Origin of the sequence: Salinivibrio sp. MA427, from assembly GCF_001996115.1 — a bacterium.
GTDB lineage: Bacteria > Pseudomonadota > Gammaproteobacteria > Enterobacterales > Vibrionaceae > Salinivibrio > Salinivibrio costicola.
In genome coordinates this window covers 1-18,104 of sequence record NZ_MUFH01000023.1, presented here as the reverse complement: position 1 = coordinate 18,104, position 18,104 = coordinate 1, and the positions used below count along the sequence as shown (strand labels likewise).

18 protein-coding genes are annotated in these 18,104 nt (G+C 51.2%); 15 read left to right on the top strand and 3 right to left on the bottom strand.

Annotated features, from left to right (window positions below; translation table 11 throughout):
* The 8 genes from rpmE to BZG79_RS03710 all read left to right on the top strand — a co-directional run.
* Positions 1 to 196: 50S ribosomal protein L31 (gene rpmE / locus BZG79_RS03745; protein WP_077773754.1), on the top strand; the 196-nt coding region annotated here is incomplete at its 5' end.
* Positions 193 to 336: a type B 50S ribosomal protein L36 gene (gene ykgO / locus BZG79_RS03740; protein ID WP_077773753.1), complete on the top strand. Its 144-nt coding sequence runs from the start codon at positions 193 to 195 to the stop codon at positions 334 to 336. The genes rpmE and ykgO, both read left to right, overlap by 4 nt.
* Before the next feature lie 194 nt (positions 337 to 530).
* Positions 531 to 1,046 carry a thioredoxin fold domain-containing protein gene (locus tag BZG79_RS03735; protein ID WP_077773752.1) on the top strand — a complete coding sequence of 172 codons (516 nt, stop codon included), beginning with the start codon at positions 531 to 533 and terminating at the stop codon, positions 1,044 to 1,046.
* An 88-nt stretch (positions 1,047 to 1,134) separates the two neighbouring features.
* Positions 1,135 to 1,767, top strand: coding sequence for a response regulator transcription factor (locus tag BZG79_RS03730; RefSeq protein ID WP_021024096.1), 633 nt, complete (start codon positions 1,135 to 1,137; stop codon positions 1,765 to 1,767).
* A 35-nt stretch (positions 1,768 to 1,802) separates the two neighbouring features.
* Positions 1,803 to 2,435, top strand: a complete 633-nt coding sequence (locus BZG79_RS03725; protein WP_077461900.1) for a MarC family protein — start codon at positions 1,803 to 1,805, stop codon at positions 2,433 to 2,435.
* A gap of 180 nt (positions 2,436 to 2,615) precedes the next feature.
* Positions 2,616 to 2,882 (top strand): DUF4212 domain-containing protein, encoded by a 267-nt coding sequence (locus BZG79_RS03720; protein WP_021024098.1) that lies wholly within the window; start codon positions 2,616 to 2,618, stop codon positions 2,880 to 2,882.
* 12 nt (positions 2,883 to 2,894) lie between these two features.
* Positions 2,895 to 4,622, top strand: a complete 1,728-nt coding sequence (locus tag BZG79_RS03715; RefSeq protein ID WP_077773751.1) for a sodium:solute symporter family protein — start codon at positions 2,895 to 2,897, stop codon at positions 4,620 to 4,622.
* A 69-nt stretch (positions 4,623 to 4,691) separates the two neighbouring features.
* Complete coding sequence (locus BZG79_RS03710) at positions 4,692 to 5,204, top strand: hypothetical protein (RefSeq protein WP_242414117.1); 513 nt, start codon at positions 4,692 to 4,694, stop codon at positions 5,202 to 5,204.
* A gap of 58 nt (positions 5,205 to 5,262) precedes the next feature.
* Here the strand turns inward: BZG79_RS03710 and BZG79_RS03705 are convergent, their stop codons facing one another.
* From BZG79_RS03705 to BZG79_RS03695, 3 genes are all read right to left on the bottom strand, one after another.
* Entirely contained in the window at positions 5,263 to 5,487 is a 225-nt protein-coding gene (locus tag BZG79_RS03705) for a hypothetical protein (protein ID WP_077461897.1), read from the bottom strand.
* Positions 5,487 to 8,936: a hybrid sensor histidine kinase/response regulator gene (locus BZG79_RS03700; protein WP_077773749.1), complete on the bottom strand. Its 3,450-nt coding sequence runs from the start codon at positions 8,934 to 8,936 to the stop codon at positions 5,487 to 5,489. The genes BZG79_RS03705 and BZG79_RS03700 overlap by 1 nt, the downstream gene beginning before the upstream one ends.
* Positions 8,937 to 9,066: 130 nt before the next feature.
* Entirely contained in the window at positions 9,067 to 10,242 is a 1,176-nt protein-coding gene (locus tag BZG79_RS03695; RefSeq protein ID WP_077773748.1) for a 3-phenylpropionate MFS transporter, read from the bottom strand.
* A 197-nt stretch (positions 10,243 to 10,439) separates the two neighbouring features.
* Here BZG79_RS03695 and BZG79_RS03690 point away from each other — a divergent pair, with 197 nt between their 5' ends.
* The 7 genes from BZG79_RS03690 to BZG79_RS03660 all read left to right on the top strand — a co-directional run.
* Positions 10,440 to 12,236, top strand: coding sequence for a DUF294 nucleotidyltransferase-like domain-containing protein (locus BZG79_RS03690; RefSeq protein ID WP_077773747.1), 1,797 nt, complete (start codon positions 10,440 to 10,442; stop codon positions 12,234 to 12,236).
* A gap of 1 nt (position 12,237) precedes the next feature.
* Entirely contained in the window at positions 12,238 to 12,861 is a 624-nt protein-coding gene (locus BZG79_RS03685) for a 3'-5' exonuclease (RefSeq protein WP_077773746.1), read from the top strand.
* 229 nt (positions 12,862 to 13,090) lie between these two features.
* Positions 13,091 to 15,040, top strand: coding sequence for an acetate--CoA ligase (acs, locus tag BZG79_RS03680; protein ID WP_077773745.1), 1,950 nt, complete (start codon positions 13,091 to 13,093; stop codon positions 15,038 to 15,040).
* 270 nt (positions 15,041 to 15,310) lie between these two features.
* Positions 15,311 to 15,766 carry a type II 3-dehydroquinate dehydratase gene (gene aroQ / locus BZG79_RS03675; RefSeq protein WP_077461892.1) on the top strand — a complete coding sequence of 152 codons (456 nt, stop codon included), beginning with the start codon at positions 15,311 to 15,313 and terminating at the stop codon, positions 15,764 to 15,766.
* A 25-nt stretch (positions 15,767 to 15,791) separates the two neighbouring features.
* Entirely contained in the window at positions 15,792 to 16,259 is a 468-nt protein-coding gene (accB, locus tag BZG79_RS03670) for an acetyl-CoA carboxylase biotin carboxyl carrier protein (RefSeq protein ID WP_077461891.1), read from the top strand.
* A gap of 10 nt (positions 16,260 to 16,269) precedes the next feature.
* Positions 16,270 to 17,613 carry an acetyl-CoA carboxylase biotin carboxylase subunit gene (accC, locus tag BZG79_RS03665; RefSeq protein ID WP_021024109.1) on the top strand — a complete coding sequence of 448 codons (1,344 nt, stop codon included), beginning with the start codon at positions 16,270 to 16,272 and terminating at the stop codon, positions 17,611 to 17,613.
* Between the two features lie 127 nt (positions 17,614 to 17,740).
* Positions 17,741 to 18,104, top strand: a 364-nt coding sequence (locus tag BZG79_RS03660; protein ID WP_199877527.1) for a 50S ribosomal protein L11 methyltransferase, incomplete at its 3' end; no start/stop codon positions are given.

Here is an 18,104-nt window from a genome sequence, read left to right as displayed (position 1 = left end):
CGGATCAACCTTGCAAACATCACGCACCATTGAGTGGCAAGATGGCAAAACCTATCCTTACTACCCGTTGGATATCTCGAGCGCTTCACATCCGGTGTACACAGGTAAACAACGCGCTGCCAATAAAGAGGGGCGCGCCGCCAACTTTGCGCGCAAGTTTGGCCAAATTGGTCGCAGTCAAAAGGCGTCGTCATGAAGGTATTGAACTCACTGAAAAGCGCCCGCCAGCGTCACCCTGATTGCCAGGTTATCCGTCGCCGCGGACGCATGTTTGTCATTTGCAAAACGAATCCGCGTTTTAAAGCCGTACAAGGGCGCGCGAAAAAACGCACTTAAACGCTCCCATTGTCGAGACACATCGCATCGTTAAGGCATCGTCGCTAGGTACGTGAAAATATTTAGCGACTCTCCTTGCGACGCATAACAGCAAGATGCATACCGCGCTTAAACGTTTGATCTATTCGACCACACTTACCACACTGTTCTGCTAATTGTGTATACTCAGGCTAGTCATAGAAAAAGGGCACACGATGAAATCACGCCGTCGTTGGTTGTTCACTGCAGCTTGCCTACTCAGCGCGATTGCAATGAGTGTTGCATATGTACGTTATGCGCATTATCGGGCTGCGCCAGTACAATCAGAAGACACAGTCCAGGCCCCTGCGTTTATTACGGTGAACAGCCAAGCCGCGCTTGAGGCTGAGCTTGCCAAAGCCGCTACCAATCAACAAGTCGCCTTTGTCGACTATTACGCCGACTGGTGCATTCCATGCAAACAGTTTGCGCAAAAGACATTCACTGATCCGGCAGTGGCTAAGCCACTTAGTACTATGCACCGAATTAAAGTGAACCTGAGTGAAAACCGTCCGGAAGATTTTGCCTTGATGCGTAGCCAAGCGGTGGCAGGCTTACCGACTCTCGATTTTTGGCTTCCCACGGGGGAACGAAATCAAGCGGCGCGTATAATCGGCTTTTTACCTCCTGAGGCATTTCTCGCTCACCTCAATGAACATGCACTTATGCCGTCAGTAAAAAGCAAGGAATGATCAATCTCTTAGTTCTCTTGTTACAAAATTGATAAGCCCTGCATCGGGTGATAGGTTGAAAGAAACTGAAGGGAAAGATAGCCGCATTATGGAAGCGCAACACACCATCGTTATTGCTGATGATCATCCACTATTTCGAAATGCCTTATTTCAATCTGTGCATATGGCGATAAGCGGTGCCAACCTGTTGGAAGCAGATAGCTTAGATAGCTTGCATAAAATACTCGCACGAGATGCTGACGTCGATTTAGTCTTACTCGACCTCAAAATGCCCGGCGCTAACGGCATGTCCGGTCTGATTGAGCTGCGCAACCAATATCCTAACCTGCCCATTGTCGTCGTCTCTGCCAGCGAAGAACGCAATGTGATCCGTCAAGTGCATTCACATGGTGCGTTTGGCTTTATCCCTAAGTCCAGCGATATGCGCGCCTTGGTACAATCATTAACCCAGGTACTCGAGGGAACGCCTTGTTTTCCTGATGATCTCGGCGAGGAGGATGACAGCGAGAGCCTATCTAGCAAACTCGCAGCGCTGACACCGCAGCAGTATAAGGTGTTGCGGATGCTCTGTGACGGTCTGCTCAATAAACAAATCGCTTACGATCTCGCCGTTTCCGAAGCCACCATCAAAGCGCATATGACGGCTATTTTCCGCAAGCTCGGGGTGAAAAATCGTACGCAAGCGGTGATTTTATTGCAGCAATCCAATATAGAACTTTGATACGCTAGCGCCCTCGACCCTATCATGGAGCGCCCATGCTAAGTATTCTGGCTACACAATTCGTGATCTTATGGGCCGTGATCGATCCTGTCGGTAGCGTGCCCATTTATCTCTCGCAAACCAGCCATATGACGGCGAAACAAAAACGCCGCGTTGCGATTAAAGCCGTCACTATTTCCTTTGCGATTTTGCTTTTCTTTCTCATTATTGGTCAGATTTTGTTAGAAGCGATGCAAATTCCACTGCCTGCATTTCAAGCCGCGGGCGGTTTAGTACTCCTTCTTTTTGCTCTGACCATGATTTTCGGCGAAGGCAAACCCAGCCAAGAGGCCAAAATGCTGAGCGAAAACGTGGATAAAGCCGAGATAGCGGCAACGGCCGTTTACCCCTTGGCTGTGCCTTCCATTGCCTCCCCTGGCGCCATGATGGCCATTGTGATGCTCACCGATAACAACCGCTATGCCATTGCTGAACAAGCGATCACAGCGGGAGTGATGTTTTTAGTTCTGCTCGCGACCTTGGCTTTACTCCTCGGGGCCAATGTGATTCACAAAGTGATTGGTAATGTGGGCGCTTCTATTATCAGTCGCGTAATGGGGCTGATTCTCGCCTCGGTGGCAGTGGCTAATTTACTCGAAGGGGTCCAAAAGTTTTACCACTTAAGTTAGACCTTTGGCGAAAGCCTTGGCTGGCTCACACGGAGCCAGCCCAACCTACCTCACAAAACACCTGATTTTTCCTGCGATTGCCTGCAACTAAGCTCGACTAAAGTTGCAATGTCGCTTTGCCTAACCCCTGCTATCGTCATTACGTAACATTCCATTAACGTAATAAACAAGGAGAAGGCGATGGCGTTTCAAAGCAAGGAACACGCAAAAGCCTACTGGGACAGAAACGTAAAACTGATGATCAGCTTATTGATTGTCTGGTTTGTGGTCTCATTTGGCTGCGGGATCTTATTCGTTGATGCTCTCAATACCATTCAAATTGGCGGCTACAAATTAGGATTCTGGTTTGCTCAGCAGGGATCGATTTATACCTTCCTCGGCATCATTTTTGTGTATACCAAACAAATGCGCAAACTCGATCGCGAGTTCGGTGTTGACGACGAGTAAGAGGATAAACACATGGATTTAAGAACCATTACTTATATTGTTGTCGGGTTCACATTCGCACTCTACATCGGGATTGCAATTTGGGCACGCGCAGGCTCCACTAAGGAGTTTTACGTCGCGGGCGGCGGGGTCAACCCCATCGCAAACGGGATGGCTACCGCTGCAGACTGGATGTCAGCCGCTTCCTTTATTTCAATGGCCGGCTTAATTGCCTTTATGGGTTATGGCGGTTCGGTGTTTTTAATGGGTTGGACTGGCGGCTTCGTGCTTCTTGCATTGCTGCTCGCGCCTTATCTCCGTAAGTTTGGCAAATTTACCGTGCCAGAGTTTGTCGGTGAGCGCTTTTATTCAAAAACCGCACGTATCGTCGCTGTCATCTGCTTAATCATCGCCTCGGTGACGTATGTTATCGGTCAGATGAAAGGGGTTGGGGTGGCTTTTGGTCGCTTTTTAGAAGTGGATTACTCCACCGGGCTATTAATCGGTATGGTGATCGTCTTTATGTATTCCGTGATGGGCGGGATGAAAGGCATTACTTATACCCAAATTGCTCAATATTGCGTACTCATTTTAGCTTACACCATTCCCGCAATCTTTATTTCCCTTAACTTGACTGGTAATCCGTTCCCACAACTGGGTCTCGGTAGCACCATGGCGGGCACCGATCAGTATCTGCTCGATCGACTGGATCAGGTGGTCACCGAACTTGGCTTTGTGGAATACACCACCGCAGTGCGTGGCAGTACGCTCAATATGTTTGCCTACACCATGTCACTGATGATTGGTACTGCTGGCTTACCCCACGTCATTATCCGTTTCTTTACCGTGCCTAAGGTACGTGATGCTCGGGCTTCTGCGGGTTGGGCGCTGTTCTTTATCGCGATTTTGTACACCTCAGCACCTGCGGTCGCGGCAATGGCGCGCTTGAACTTAATGGACACTGTGAATCTGCCTAATGGCGACAATCTTGTCTATGACGAGCGTCCAGACTGGTTCAAAAACTGGGAAAAAACCGGGCTACTTGGTTTTGATGATAAAAACGGCGATCAAAAAATTCAGTACACGTCGGATCCGGCAACCAACGAATTACGCGTTGACCGCGATATTATTGTCCTGGCCAACCCCGAAATCGCCAAACWGCCTAACTGGGTGATCGCCTTGATTGCCGCCGGTGGCCTGGCGGCCGCTTTATCGACCGCAGCCGGGTTATTATTGGCTATATCGTCCGCGATATCCCATGATCTGATTAAAGGGGTCGTCAATCCGAATATCAGTGAAAAAGGCGAGCTGATGGCGAGCCGGATATCCATGGCATTAGCGATTGCCGGCGCTGGATACTTGGGGCTCAATCCACCAGGCTTTGCGGCCGGGACAGTGGCACTTGCCTTTGGTTTGGCCGCGTCATCGATATTCCCGGTACTGATGATGGGGATCTTCACCAAAACCATCAATAAAGAGGGCGCAATTGCGGGTATGGTAGCGGGGATCAGTGTCACCCTGTTCTATGTCTTCCAACATAAAGGGATTCTGTTTGTCGCTGATTGGACCTACTTAGAAGGCTTAGGCAGCAACTGGATCTTAGGGATTGAACCCAATGCCTTTGGTGCAGTCGGGGCAGTCTGCAACTTTGTCGTCGCTATCATTGTGTCACGCATGACGAAGGAAACACCGCAAGAGGTGCAAGACTTAGTCGAACACGTTCGCATGCCATCGGGTGCGGGTGATGCGCAATCACATTGATACAGTGTTAAACTATCAAGCCCCTTCGGGGGCTTTTAAACGACCGATTATGTCCAGCCAAGGAGAGGCATGATGTCAACGATAACGCGTTTATTAACCAACAAGCATGTAGTTATCGCGATGCTAGTCGCGCCAGTGCTCGCAGTGATAGCCTATTTTGCGGTCGATGCCAGTGTGTCTGAAGCGCCCAAGGCGGCCCAACCGGGGAAAAGCTACCCGCTTGCTGTCCGTTCCAACTGTCGCTATACCAGCGGATTTTGTCAGCTCGAAAATGGTGATATGAAACTCAAACTGGAGTCACAAGGGATCGAGGATAATCAGCTGACGTTGCGGCTGATCAGTGAGTTGCCTTTAGAAGGTGTTCGTATTGGCCTGGCACAGACCTCGCCCCAAGCAATGCAAGCCACCGGTGATAAAGGTACCCACTGGCTCGTATCACTGCCAGCACCAAAGAGTAATGATGCACAAATCCGCGTCGCGGTGAGCATGGCGGGTAGCCATTATTTTGCGCAAACGCCTGCTACGTTTATCGAGCACAAGACCTTTTACACCGAACACCAGCAAGCCCAAGACGCATCATAGTCGACGACAAAATGCGTCATAATTGATGATACGATGATGGCCCCAGCGAAGGGAGCCACTAGCTATTCAGCGACATCACGGCAGGTCGAATCGCGGCAATAATCACAGCGATTTTGTGTTCATAAGCTTGTTCGGCAAGCCAGTGGTTCACATCGGCCCACCCGTCGCCATCCAAGTGAGCAAGTTCATCGACTTCAATATGACCATCAATAGGATCAAATCGTCCTTCGACCTTGACGGTACCGATGTCGGTTTCAAGGCGCGCGAATGCAAACGGCGTCATTATTTTCCTCGCTGTTGTAATAGGGTCCGTAGCTTCAGCGGCTTCACGGGCTTAGACAGATACGTAAAGCCTAGTCCTGTTACCGCCTGTTGTGTTTCAGCACTGCGGTCAGCGCTGATCATTACGCCATGAAAACAAGCGCCCAACTTGAGTTGGCATTGCTGTAATACTTGTAGGCCCGTTTGTTGGTTGGCTAAATGATAGTCACTCAGCACAAATTCAGGTTGCCATTGTTCACTGATTTGCTGCATAGCCTCGCCAACATCTTGCGCGCACCGCACATCACAGCCCCAACGTGATAAAAGCTGGGTCATTCCGGTCAAAATATCTTGTTCATTATCAACGCATAATACTCGGCATCCTTCCAACGCCTGGGCGCTGTGCAGCGTTGGTGTGGCGCCTTTCGGAATAGCATTCACTTCGCGGATATCACTGCCATCAACGGTGATAGAAAAAACAGTCCCCTTGCCTGGCCATGACTGCAGTCCCAACGGTTGAGACAAGATTTGGCTAATGCCTTTCGCGATAGCCAACCCCAGTCCCAGCCCCTGCTCTGCACCTTGGCGCTCAATCCGAGTGAACTCTTGAAAAATATCTTGCTGGCGAGCCAACGGGATCCCATCCCCATCATCCCAAACCTCGATTCGATAATCATGGCCGGTACGGCGCACGCCCAATAACACCCGTCCGTCTGGGTTGTAGCGAAAGGCATTGGTTAAGAAGTTTTGCAATACTCGCCGTAGGAGGGTTTTATCAGAGCGCACAATGGCCCGGCTGCGGCAGACATGAAAATCGAGGCCTTGTCGGTGTGCTAACACTCCAAATTCCGCTTCAAGCGCATCAAAGACTTCACTCAATGGAAAGGATTCAATCCGGGCTTTCATCTTGCCCGATTCAAGACGAGAAATGTCCAATAAGTCTCCAATCAATACCTCAGCACTTTCGAGCGCACTTTCGATATGCTGCGCGGCGGTTTCTGTTTCACGGTTGACCGCCATTTCACTCAGTGATGAGGCAAACAAGCGCGCCGCATTGAGCGGTTGCATTAAGTCGTGACTCACTGCGGCTAAAAAACGGCTTTTTGACTGCGAGGCGGATTCCGCTTTACGGGTGGCGTCGATTAAACGGCTATTCAAGCGCTCCAATTCCTGGGTTCGCTCAGTCACACGCGCTTCCAAGGTTTCGTTTGACTGTTTGAGCGCGGCTTCGGCATCGCGGAACGCGGTGATATCGGTAAAGGTCATGACAAAGCCCCCGCCCGGCATCGGGTTACCTTGCAATTCAATCACGCGCCCGTCGGGATGAACACGCGAGGACGTATGCGGCTTTCGCCGCGTTAAGTGCATCACTCGTTTGCTCACATGATCCTCCGGATCGCCCGGCCCACACAATCCCCGCTGAGCATTGAACCGGATTAAGTCCGCGACCGGTCGTCCGACTTGAATAAGCCCAGGTGGAAATTGGAACATATCGATATAACGCTGATTCCACGCCACTAGCCGTAATTGTTTATCCACCACCGATATCCCTTGATTGATATGCTCAATGGCGCCTTGCAAAAGACCGCGAGAAAAATCAAACAACTCAGAGGCTTCATCCACGATGGTGGCAATTTCCTCCAGCTGCATATTTCGACCTTGTAGTGCAGAAGAYAGCACCAGCCGAGCGGATGACGATCCAAACACGCCCGCAAGCACCCGCTCGGTATGACGAATTAAAGGGGCGCTGGCCTGTTGCTGTGGCATTAACTCCTCACCGCGCTGCTCAGCAAATTGGCTAAAAGCCTGGCGCATGCGTCGACGCCCCACGAAACGTGACGCCAGCATCTCAAGCTCTGCGACCGTGACTCGGCTTTGATACAAGCGCGCACCATCGTTTTCGGGTAATGGCATGCCGACAAATGCGGCGGCTTGCAAGCGCTCACTCAGTGACGGTCGTGTTAATAAAGACACAAGGATAAAGCTGACGGCATTCATCAATACGCTAAAGGCCAACCCCCAATCAATGATATTAAGCCCGGCGAGTGGAGGTAATGATGGTGGCGTAATCAGCCAGATAAGCATATTGGATTGCCCATCCCCTGCCAGCATCCCGGTTTGGACCATCATGGTCACCAACCAAAGCGAAAATCCGACCGTTAGCCCAGCGTACACCCCTTTTTTATTACCTTGCCGCCAATACAAGGCGCCAACCATGGCAGGTGCAAATTGCGCGATGGCAGCAAAAGACAGAAAGCCAATTTCTGACAAGGTTGGGACGGTTAAAATCAAATGATAGAAGCCCCAGGCAGCAATCAAAATCAAGAAAATCAGCGCGCGACGGACGTTGAGTAATAAACCAGAAAATTGCGCGAAATTGCGAGAGGCCATTTTCATACGCCGTAACAGCAGCGGCATAACAAGATCATTGGAAACCATAATGGCCAGCGCAATGGTAGAAACAATCACCATGCCACTGGCTGCCGAGGCACCGCCCATAAACGCCAGTAATGCCATGCCTTCCGCGCCCACAGATAAGGGCAAGCGGATCACATAGGCATCCGCCGGTGTACCAGGCAATAACGCTTGCCCGGCATAAGCCATGGGAAGGACAAAAATTAGCATCAGGAGTAGATAGGTTGGGAAGACTTTACGTGCCATGTTCAAATCGCTTGCACGCGTGTTTTCCACCACCATGGTATGAAACTGGCGCGGCAGACAAATAATCGCGGCGCCCGTTAAAAAGGTGTGAATGATTAAACTACCGACATCGGGCTCACCGATAATGCCTGATGCTTCAAGCGTTATTGGCAACGTCGGCGCTTGGAATAACAACGCAACAACAAACACGCCAACCCCGAAAAAAGCCACCAGCTTAATGACAGATTCAAACGCCACTGCCATCATCATACCGCGATGATGTTCGGTGCTATCAATGTGTCGAGTGCCAAATAACACCGTAAAAGCGGCGAGAACGACACACACCAACCACGCAATTTGCGTTTGTTCTAAGCCAACACTCCACCCCATTTCTGGCGAGAGCACGTCAAGCCCCATGGCAATGCCACGTAGTTGCAACGCAATATAAGGGAGCACCCCCACAACAGCGATCAGCGTCACCATCACAGCCAGTCCCTGAGACTTGCCATATCGCGCCGCAATAAAGTCAGCGATCGAAGTGATATGTTCGCGTTTGGCAATCAGAATGAGACGAGCGAGAAAGCGCCATCCGAGGGTGAACACCAACATCGGCGCCAGGTAAATCGGCAAAAAGGACCATGGAGAGCTGGACGCTTGGCCGACGGTGCCAAAAAAGGTCCAAGAGGTGCAATAAACGGCAATGGAAAGGCTATAAATCCAAGGCCGCCATTTGTGAAGCCAGCGCGGCTGGCGATCGCCATACCAGGCAATGGCAAATAATGCCCCCATATAGAGCAGTGAAACAGAGACAATTACCCAGCCTTGTGTCATGACTCCCTTCCTGACGCCATAATGTGCCAAATCCTTTGGCTGGGTGTACCACGGCAACGGCGCCCACTCAATCATGCAATGCTGGCTTTGTGGGCGCTCTAGCTAACTTTATTGCAAGCCGGTAAGCCGTTTATTGCACACTGGCATGCTTGGCGCGTCGAAATTCGGGCTCACGTAATGGGAGCACAAAAACAGGCAACGCAAGCAGCGCCATTGCGTAAAAGGTTCCCGATGGCGAAACCGCATAAATCCACCCACTTGTAGTAGTAAGAGCCGCGACAACCGCGCCCATCGGCAACGCGTTATAAGCGGCTTGTGCGGCGACCAACCGCGTTCCGCATTCACGCTGAATATACTGCATGGCACCCAAGTGCGCACCGGCAAAGGTGACGCCATGAAGTAACTGAACCAACACAACGGGAATGGCTGCGGTGGTGGTGCCTGTTATCCCCCAACGGATCAATACGCCTAACGCAGCCAATTGGAATAGCGACTTGGACGACCAACCGCTAAAAAGCCGGGCGCCGAGAGCAAATACGGCCACTTCTGATACGACGCCCAAGCTCCATAAATAGCCGACGATACTCTCGCTGTAACCGGCCTGCTTCCAATAAATCGCACTAAAGCTGTAATAGGCGGCATGACTGCCCTGCAACAAAGAGGCGATCAGCAAAAATACAATGACCTGACGATCACGGAATAGCTGACGCATCGACACTTTGCTGCCTGTCATATCATGCTCGCTTTGCGGCATGATGGTCGGACGACGCAAGGTCAGCAGTAAACATGCCGATAAGCCACCGATTGCCACCCAAGGAATAATTGCCGCCGATTGCTCGGTCACCAACCAGCCCGTTAAGCTCGAACCGACAATAAAGGCAATCGACCCCCAAAGACGCGTACGACCATAGTCGATATACCGATGACGCGCGTAATAGTTCGCTAACGCATCAGACAAGGGCACCGCTGGACCAATGGCTAAATTAAACAACACAGTGACGAAAGCCAGCCACCACACATTGGYGCCCATCATAGGATGCAAGGCACAGGTCACCAACGCCATCAAGGTCAACGCCCGCAGAGCCGGCAACAAAGCTTCAACCTGTTGCACACGCGGAGTAAACACTAAGTTGGCGACACACCGGGTAGCAAAACCAAGCCCAATCAAGGTCCCGATCACGCCCGAATTAAGGCCTAGAGACTCAAACCATATCGCCCAAAACGGCAAATACACGCCATACGAAAAAAAGAAGCCGCCAAAATATTCTGACAACCAACGAAAGGGGGAACATTGGGTTAATGCCATATCATTACTTCATATTAAGAGACATACGGCGCTAAGTGTCGCAGTAATAGGACGGGAAAAAAAGACACAAGCGGCGCTTATTGATGGCAAAACATTGATCTCGTCGATGAAACCGTCGTAACTGGCTAGACTAAAGTCGGCTAGCAGGATCACGAGGGCTAGGACACACTGAGGCTATCATAGTGAGGAGTGCGATTATGCCTGAACCTTTTGACACCTCGCAGCCACCGTTTGATTGTCTAACGCCCGCACAAACCAAACAATGTCGACAAGCGCTGGATGTTGGCTATTTTCGGCGCGGCGACAGCCTGATCCATGCAGGCGATACGGGTGAGCAACTGTTTATCATTATTAAAGGCAGTGTCGAAGAAGTCTCAGAAGACGGCAAAGAAGTGTTTTCTCACTATACGTCTGAGGATTTATTTGACGTCCCCACGCTCGTGCACGGCACCGCCAAACATCAATACCGCGCCCTAGAAGATACGCTTTGTCACCTACTACCGGCCGAGGTGTTTCTTGCGATATACCATAGTAATCAAGACTTCCGCGATTACTTTGAGACCAACTTACAACGCCGACAAGCGTTAATGGTCCAGGCACGTCAGCAACAAAACCTCGCCGAATTTATGCTCACCAGGATTGATGATAGTAATATTCAACCTGCGTTATGTATTTCCCCAACGCTGACGATAAAAGCCGCGACCGCGCAAATGAAAGCCGAACGCTGTGACTGTGCTTTAGTAACGTTTGATGATGGAGACTGCGGGATCATTACCCGGACGAACTTATTACACGCTTTGGTACTCGATGACTATGATCAATCCGCCCACGTTGGCGAGGTGGCCACGCGCCCTGTGGTCAGTGTTGAACGCGGTGACTTTCTTTTTCACGCCATGATCAGTATGACGCGCCAGCGCGTGAAGCGTGTGCGTGTGGTCGACCAGCAAGGGCAAACCGCGGGGATGCTTGACCTGCCGCAAGTGCTGAGTCTATTTTCAACCCACTCACACGTGCTCAACTTGCAAATTGCGCGCGCCCAAACCATTGATGAGTTAGTTATCGCCGCCAATAGCCAGAGCAAACTGGTGCATACCCTATTTAACAACGGCATCCATACCCGCTTTGTAATGCAACTCATCGCCACCGTGAATGAACAAATCATGGAAAAAGCCTTTCGCTTGTTGGTGCCCGAGAACTATCAAAACCAGTGCTGCATGGTGGTGATGGGCTCAGAAGGACGGGGCGAGCAAGTACTTAAAACCGATCAGGATAATGCGCTTATTCTCGCCGATGACCTGGACTGGCCGGATTGTCAGCAAGTCATGGCGACCTTTTCACACACGCTGTATCAACTGGGCTACCCGCCCTGTCCCGGCAATGTGATGGTCAGCAACCCCAAATGGGTAAAAACCGCCTCGCAATGGCAACAAACCGTGCGCAACCTCGTCCAAAGTGCCAATGAAAAAAGCGTGATGGATCTGGCCATCTTAGCCGATAGCCAAGCGATTGCTGGGGATCTCAGCTTGATTAATGCGATCCAAACACCACTTCACGAGGCGTTAAGTGACAATATGTTGGCGCTTAATACCTTTGTGCGTCCCGCGCTGGCCTTCCGGGTTCCTTTGACCGTGTTTGGCTCGCTTAAAAGCAGTAAAGAAGGGCTAGATATTAAAAAAGGCGGCATTTTCCCGATCGTCCACGGTGTTCGCACCATGAGCTTAGAAAAAGGGATCACCGAGACCAATACCTTTGAGAGGCTCGCGCAACTGGCCCAGTTAGGCACACTGGCCGACGAGACGGCAGAAAACCTGTCAGAGGCGCTAAAACTGTTTATTCGTCTTCGTCTACGCCAACAACTTCGTGGTGAGCAGCAAAGTAACCGTCTGGATGTGGCCGACTTACCGTCGAGTGAACGCGATCTGTTGCGCCACGGGTTGCACGTGGTGAAAAAGTTTAAACAATCCCTCGCATTCCACTATCATGTGAGGGATTAACGTGAACCAGCTAGCTCGCTATTGGTATCGCTATCGGTTGCGCCACTCTCCTTATCGCGCGCTCTTTTTACCGCCAGATAAATGTACCCTGATATCACTGGATTGTGAAACCACCAGCCTTGACCCAGCTCATGCCGAGTTAGTCACGATTGCGGCGACACCGATCAAAGGCAACCGTATTCTGACCAGTCAATCGCTGACACTCACCCTTGCCGCACCCGAAAGTTTAAGCGCCGGCTCCGTGCGCATTCATCAATTGCGTCATCAAGATCTTGTCCATGGTGTCAGTGCCAAGCAGGCCATGACCTCACTGATCCACTTCATCGGTAATCATCCTTTGGTTGGCTACCATATCCGCTACGACAAAAGCATTTTGGATCGCTATGCCCGTCAATATCTTGGTTTCCCGCTGCCCAACCCACTGATTGAAGTCAGCGACATTTATCAACGCAAATTAGAGCGCCTACTCCCTAATGCTTATCATGACATCAGCATGGAAGCGATCAGTCGCCATCTAGAGCTTCCCCTTCCTGCTCGCCATGATGCTTTAGACGATGCCTTAGCAGCGGCCCTGATTTATGTTCGCCTGACGCAAGGCGAGATGCCAATCCCTCAATCTCGGTAATCCAGCGCCCTTGAATCGCAATAAAAGTGCGATCCAGCGCCCAGTAACTGGCCCGACAACACCACAATCCACTTAAAAATCAAGGGGCTCATCCTAAAGTCTAATTGCCGGATAGCCTTATCTGTCACACCTTTACTGCATGGTTTACGTTTGCCAGGCCGCGGTAACGCCTGACATCTCACGACATGGAAGCGCCGCGCGGAGCATCGCGGACACGAGGAGAAACAGGATGAGCGATAGTCACGTATATCCCGTCATGCCTTCAATTGCACAAAAGGCACACGCTGATGAGGCCAAATATCAAGCTCTCTATCAGCAGTCAATTACCGACCCTGAGGGATTTTGGCGAGAACAAGGCCAGATAATTGATTGGATAAAACCTTACAGCAACGTCAAGCACACGTCGTTTGATACGGGGCATGTCGATATTCGCTGGTTTGAAGATGGCACACTCAACGTGGCGGCTAACTGTATTGATCGCCACCTAAAAGACAAAGGCGATCAAATCGCGTTGATTTGGGAAGGCGATGATCCCAACGACGATGCGACCCTGACTTACCAAGCCCTTTACGAGCACGTGGGTCGCTTTGCTAACGCCCTAAAAGCGCAAGGGGTTAAAAAAGGCGATGTGGTTTGCTTGTATATGCCGATGGTCATGGAAGCGGCCATCGCGATGCTCGCTTGTGCGCGCATTGGGGCGGTGCATACCGTCGTATTCGGTGGCTTCTCCCCTGAAGCGCTTGCTGGCCGCATCATTGACTCGAACGCGAAAGTGGTGGTAACTGCGGACGAAGGGGTACGCGGTGGCCGTGCCGTCCCGTTAAAGCAAAATGTCGATGAAGCGCTAACCCACCCCAACGTGAAGTCAATCGAAAAAGTGGTGGTCTACCAGCGCACAGGTGGCGACATTGATTGGCATAATCACCGCGATGTTTGGTGGCATGAGGTCACGGAAAACGCATCGGTGGATTGCCCCGCAGAAGAAATGCAGGCTGAAGATCCCCTTTTCATTCTCTACACCTCCGGCTCCACCGGCACCCCCAAAGGCGTTCTCCACACCACAGGCGGATACTTAGTTTACGCCGCAATGACCTTCAAATATGTTTTCGATTATCAAGACGGCGAGGTGTTCTGGTGTACCGCCGATGTCGGCTGGATTACCGGTCACAGCTATCTGGTGTATGGCCCGCTCGCGAACGGGGCAAAAACCCTTTTATTCGAAGGTGTCCCCACCTACCCGACCACGGCGCGAATGAGTGAAGTGGTCGATAAGCACCAGGTCAATATCCTCTACACCGCCCCCACCGCGATTCGCGCACTGATGGCCAAAGGCAATGAAGCCGTTGCCGGCACCCAACGTAATTCGCTACGGATCATGGGATCGGTCGGCGAGCCCATTAACCCCGAGGCCTGGGAGTGGTATCACAGCACCATCGGTAATCAAGCCTGCCCAATTGTCGATACTTGGTGGCAAACAGAGACGGGTGGGATTTTGATTACGCCCCTCCCTGGTGCTACACCACTTAAACCGGGCTCAGCGACGCGTCCTTTCTTTGGTGTTCAGCCAGCGCTGGTGGACAACATGGGCAACCTTCTTGATGGCGCCACAGAGGGTAACTTGGTAATACTGGACTCATGGCCCGGTCAAATGCGGACCGTATTTGGTGACCACGATCGCTTCGAGCAGACTTACTTCTCGACCTTCAAAGGCATGTATTTTACCGGTGACGGCGCGCGCCGCGATCAAGACGGTTATTACTGGATCACCGGCCGGGTTGATGACGTACTCAATATATCCGGGCACCGAATGGGCACCGCCGAAGTCGAATCCGCTTTGGTGGCATTCAATAAGATTGCTGAAGCGGCAATTGTCGGGGTACCTCATGATATCAAAGGCCAAGCCATTTATGCCTATATCACCCTCAACGCCGGTGAAGTGCCGAGCGCCGAGTTGCATAAAGAAGTGAAAGAATGGGTGCGAAAAGAAATCGGACCGATCGCCACGCCAGATTTCATTCATTGGACCGATGCGCTCCCTAAAACACGTTCCGGTAAAATCATGCGCCGAATTCTGCGTAAAATTGCCACAGGCGAAACCGGAAGCTTGGGAGATACGTCTACCCTTGCCGACCCGAGTGTGGTGGATAAGCTTATTGCAGAAAAAGAGAGTGTGGTGTAACCCTCACGAAAGATTGCTTAGCAACCTTTGCCGCCCACGGGCGGCTTTTTTATTCTTGCCGCTAAACCTGCTTTAGCGCGCATTTTTTCAACACCAACAGGACGAAGTGTGCTGATTAGACCAGTATTTTGCTGCGATTTGCGGTGAATTCTCTATAATTGCTATCACAAAGGATAAAATCGCATGTAGCGTACCATCACAGCATGCGTACCAGCAGGAATTCACACTAAGCTGACATGATGTTAGCGAATAGGAGAAGTAAGCCTCAAGATGCCGACAAGAAACCACATTTTAGTCTTAAACGGCCCGAACCTTAACTTGCTCGGACGCCGTGAGCCTGAACACTATGGCTCTCAGACCCTCGCGCAAATCATGGCCGCGTTAGAGGCTCAAGCCACAGGGTTGGCATTGACCCTTGAGCACTTTCAATCCAACAGTGAAGCTAGCCTCATTGATAAAATCCACCAAGCGATGGAAAGCGTGGATTTTATTATTATTAACCCAGCCGCTTTGACGCACACCTCGGTTGCATTGCGCGATGCACTGCTCGGGGTCAACATTCCCTTTATTGAAGTGCATTTATCTAATGTTCACGCCCGCGAACCCTTCCGACATCATTCCTATTTGTCGGATAAAGCGGTCGGCGTGATCAGTGGCCTAGGGGCTGATGGTTACGAATTCGCCTTAACAGCTGCCGCACGCCACCTCGCGTTTGCGGCCCAGTAAAACAAAACATAAGAAGAGACGTATCATGGATATCCGCAAGATTAAAAAACTGATCGAACTTGTCGAAGAGTCGGGCATCTCCGAACTCGAGATTGCCGAAGGTGAAGAGTCAGTACGAATCAGTCGCTCAGCACCCGCAGCGCCAGCCCAAATGGCTGCGCCACAGTACGCACCACAATACGCAGCACCGGCTGCGCCAGCACCCGCGCCTGCCCCCGAGGCTTCTGCCGCAGAGCCAGCAAGCGCACCTAAACCGACTGGCCATCAGGTTCTGTCACCCATGGTTGGCACCTTCTACCGTGCACCGAGCCCAGAGTCGGCAGCATTTGTCGAAGTCGGCAGCCAAGTGAAAGAAGGCGACGCCTTGTGTATCGTTGAAGCCATGAAAATGATGAACCAAATCCAAGCCGATAAGAGCGGGGTGGTGAAAGCGATTCTGTGTGAAGACGGCCAGCCCATTGAATTCGACGAACCACTCGTGATCATCGAATAAGCGAGGGCGCATGTTAGATAAAATTGTAATTGCTAACCGTGGTGAAATTGCACTGCGAATTTTGCGTGCTTGTAAAGAGCTCGGCATTAAAACCGTGGCGGTGCATTCCACCGCAGATCGCGATCTTAAGCATGTCTTGTTAGCCGACGAAACCGTCTGTATTGGCCCCGCGCCAAGCAATCAAAGCTACTTGAACATTCCTCGCATTATCAGTGCCGCTGAAATCACCGGTGCTGTTGCCATTCATCCTGGCTACGGCTTCTTATCAGAAAATGCCGATTTCGCCGAGCAAGTCGAACGCTCAGGGTTTGTGTTTGTTGGCCCAAGAGCAGAAACCATTCGTCTGATGGGGGACAAAGTCTCCGCGATCGAATCGATGAAAAAAGCGGGCGTACCCTGTGTGCCAGGTTCAGATGGCCCTCTGGGTAGCGATCAAGAGAAAAACAAAGCGATCGCCAAGCGTATCGGGTATCCCGTCATTATCAAAGCCTCTGGCGGCGGCGGTGGCCGTGGTATGCGTGTGGTTCGTGCCGAATCGGAACTGATTGACGCCATTGCCATGACGCGTTCTGAAGCAAAATCCGCGTTCAGCAACGACATGGTTTACATGGAAAAATTCCTTGAAAACCCACGTCATGTTGAAGTGCAGGTACTCGCAGACGGTCAAGGTGGTGCCATTCATCTCGGTGAACGCGATTGCTCAATGCAACGCCGCCATCAAAAAGTGGTCGAAGAAGCCCCTGCACCAGGGATCACTGCAGAAATGCGTAAGTTTATTGGTGAACGTTGCTGCCGCGCGTGTGTTGAAATTGGCTATCGCGGCGCCGGCACCTTTGAATTTTTGTATGAAAACGGCGAGTTCTTCTTTATCGAGATGAATACACGTATTCAAGTTGAGCACCCTGTGACAGAAATGGTCACGGGTATCGATTTGGTTAAAGAGCAACTGCGTATCGCTGCCGGTCAGCCGCTGTCGTTTACGCAAGACGATATTCAGATTCGTGGTCATGCGGTCGAGTGCCGGATAAACGCCGAAGATCCAGAGCGCTTTATCCCCAGCCCGGGACAAATCCAACGCTTTCATTCGCCAGGTGGCATGGGTGTACGCTGGGAGTCCCATGTCTATACGGGCTATCACGTGCCTCCCCATTACGACTCCATGGTCGGCAAGCTTATTTGTTATGGGGAAAACCGCGACGTTGCGATTGCTCGCATGAGAAATGCGCTCGCTGAAACAGTGATCGACGGCATAAAAACCAATATCCCACTCCAGATCGACATTATGAATGACGAGCACTTCCAACGCGGTGGTGCCAACATTCATTACCTCGAGAAGAAGCTCGGCTTGTCATGACCAGAGCGTAGAACGATAAATAGACGCAAAGCGGCCTGCATGTTTGTAGGCCGCTTTTTGTTTGCAGCATGCACAGTGTTGATCTGATAACATCTTCAGTATTCCTTATCCTGACACGAGATTCACCATGCCTTGGATCCAATTAAAACTGAACGCCAATGCCGACAATGCTGAAGCACTTGGCGATCTACTGATGGAAGAAGCCGGCGCGTTGTCTGTGACCTTCCTTGATGCCAAAGACACCCCGGTTTTTGAGCCTTTACCCGGCGAAACCCGCTTGTGGGGCGAAACTGATATCATGGCGTTGTATGATGCACAAGCCGATATGGATACCGTATTAGCGGTACTAAACGCGAGCCCATTGCTGGCTGACAACTTTGCCCACAAGATCGAGCAGCTCGAAGACAAAGACTGGGAACGGGCATGGATGGATAACTTTAAGCCGATTCAATTTGGCGAGCGGCTGTGGATCTGTCCGACCTGGTGTGAGG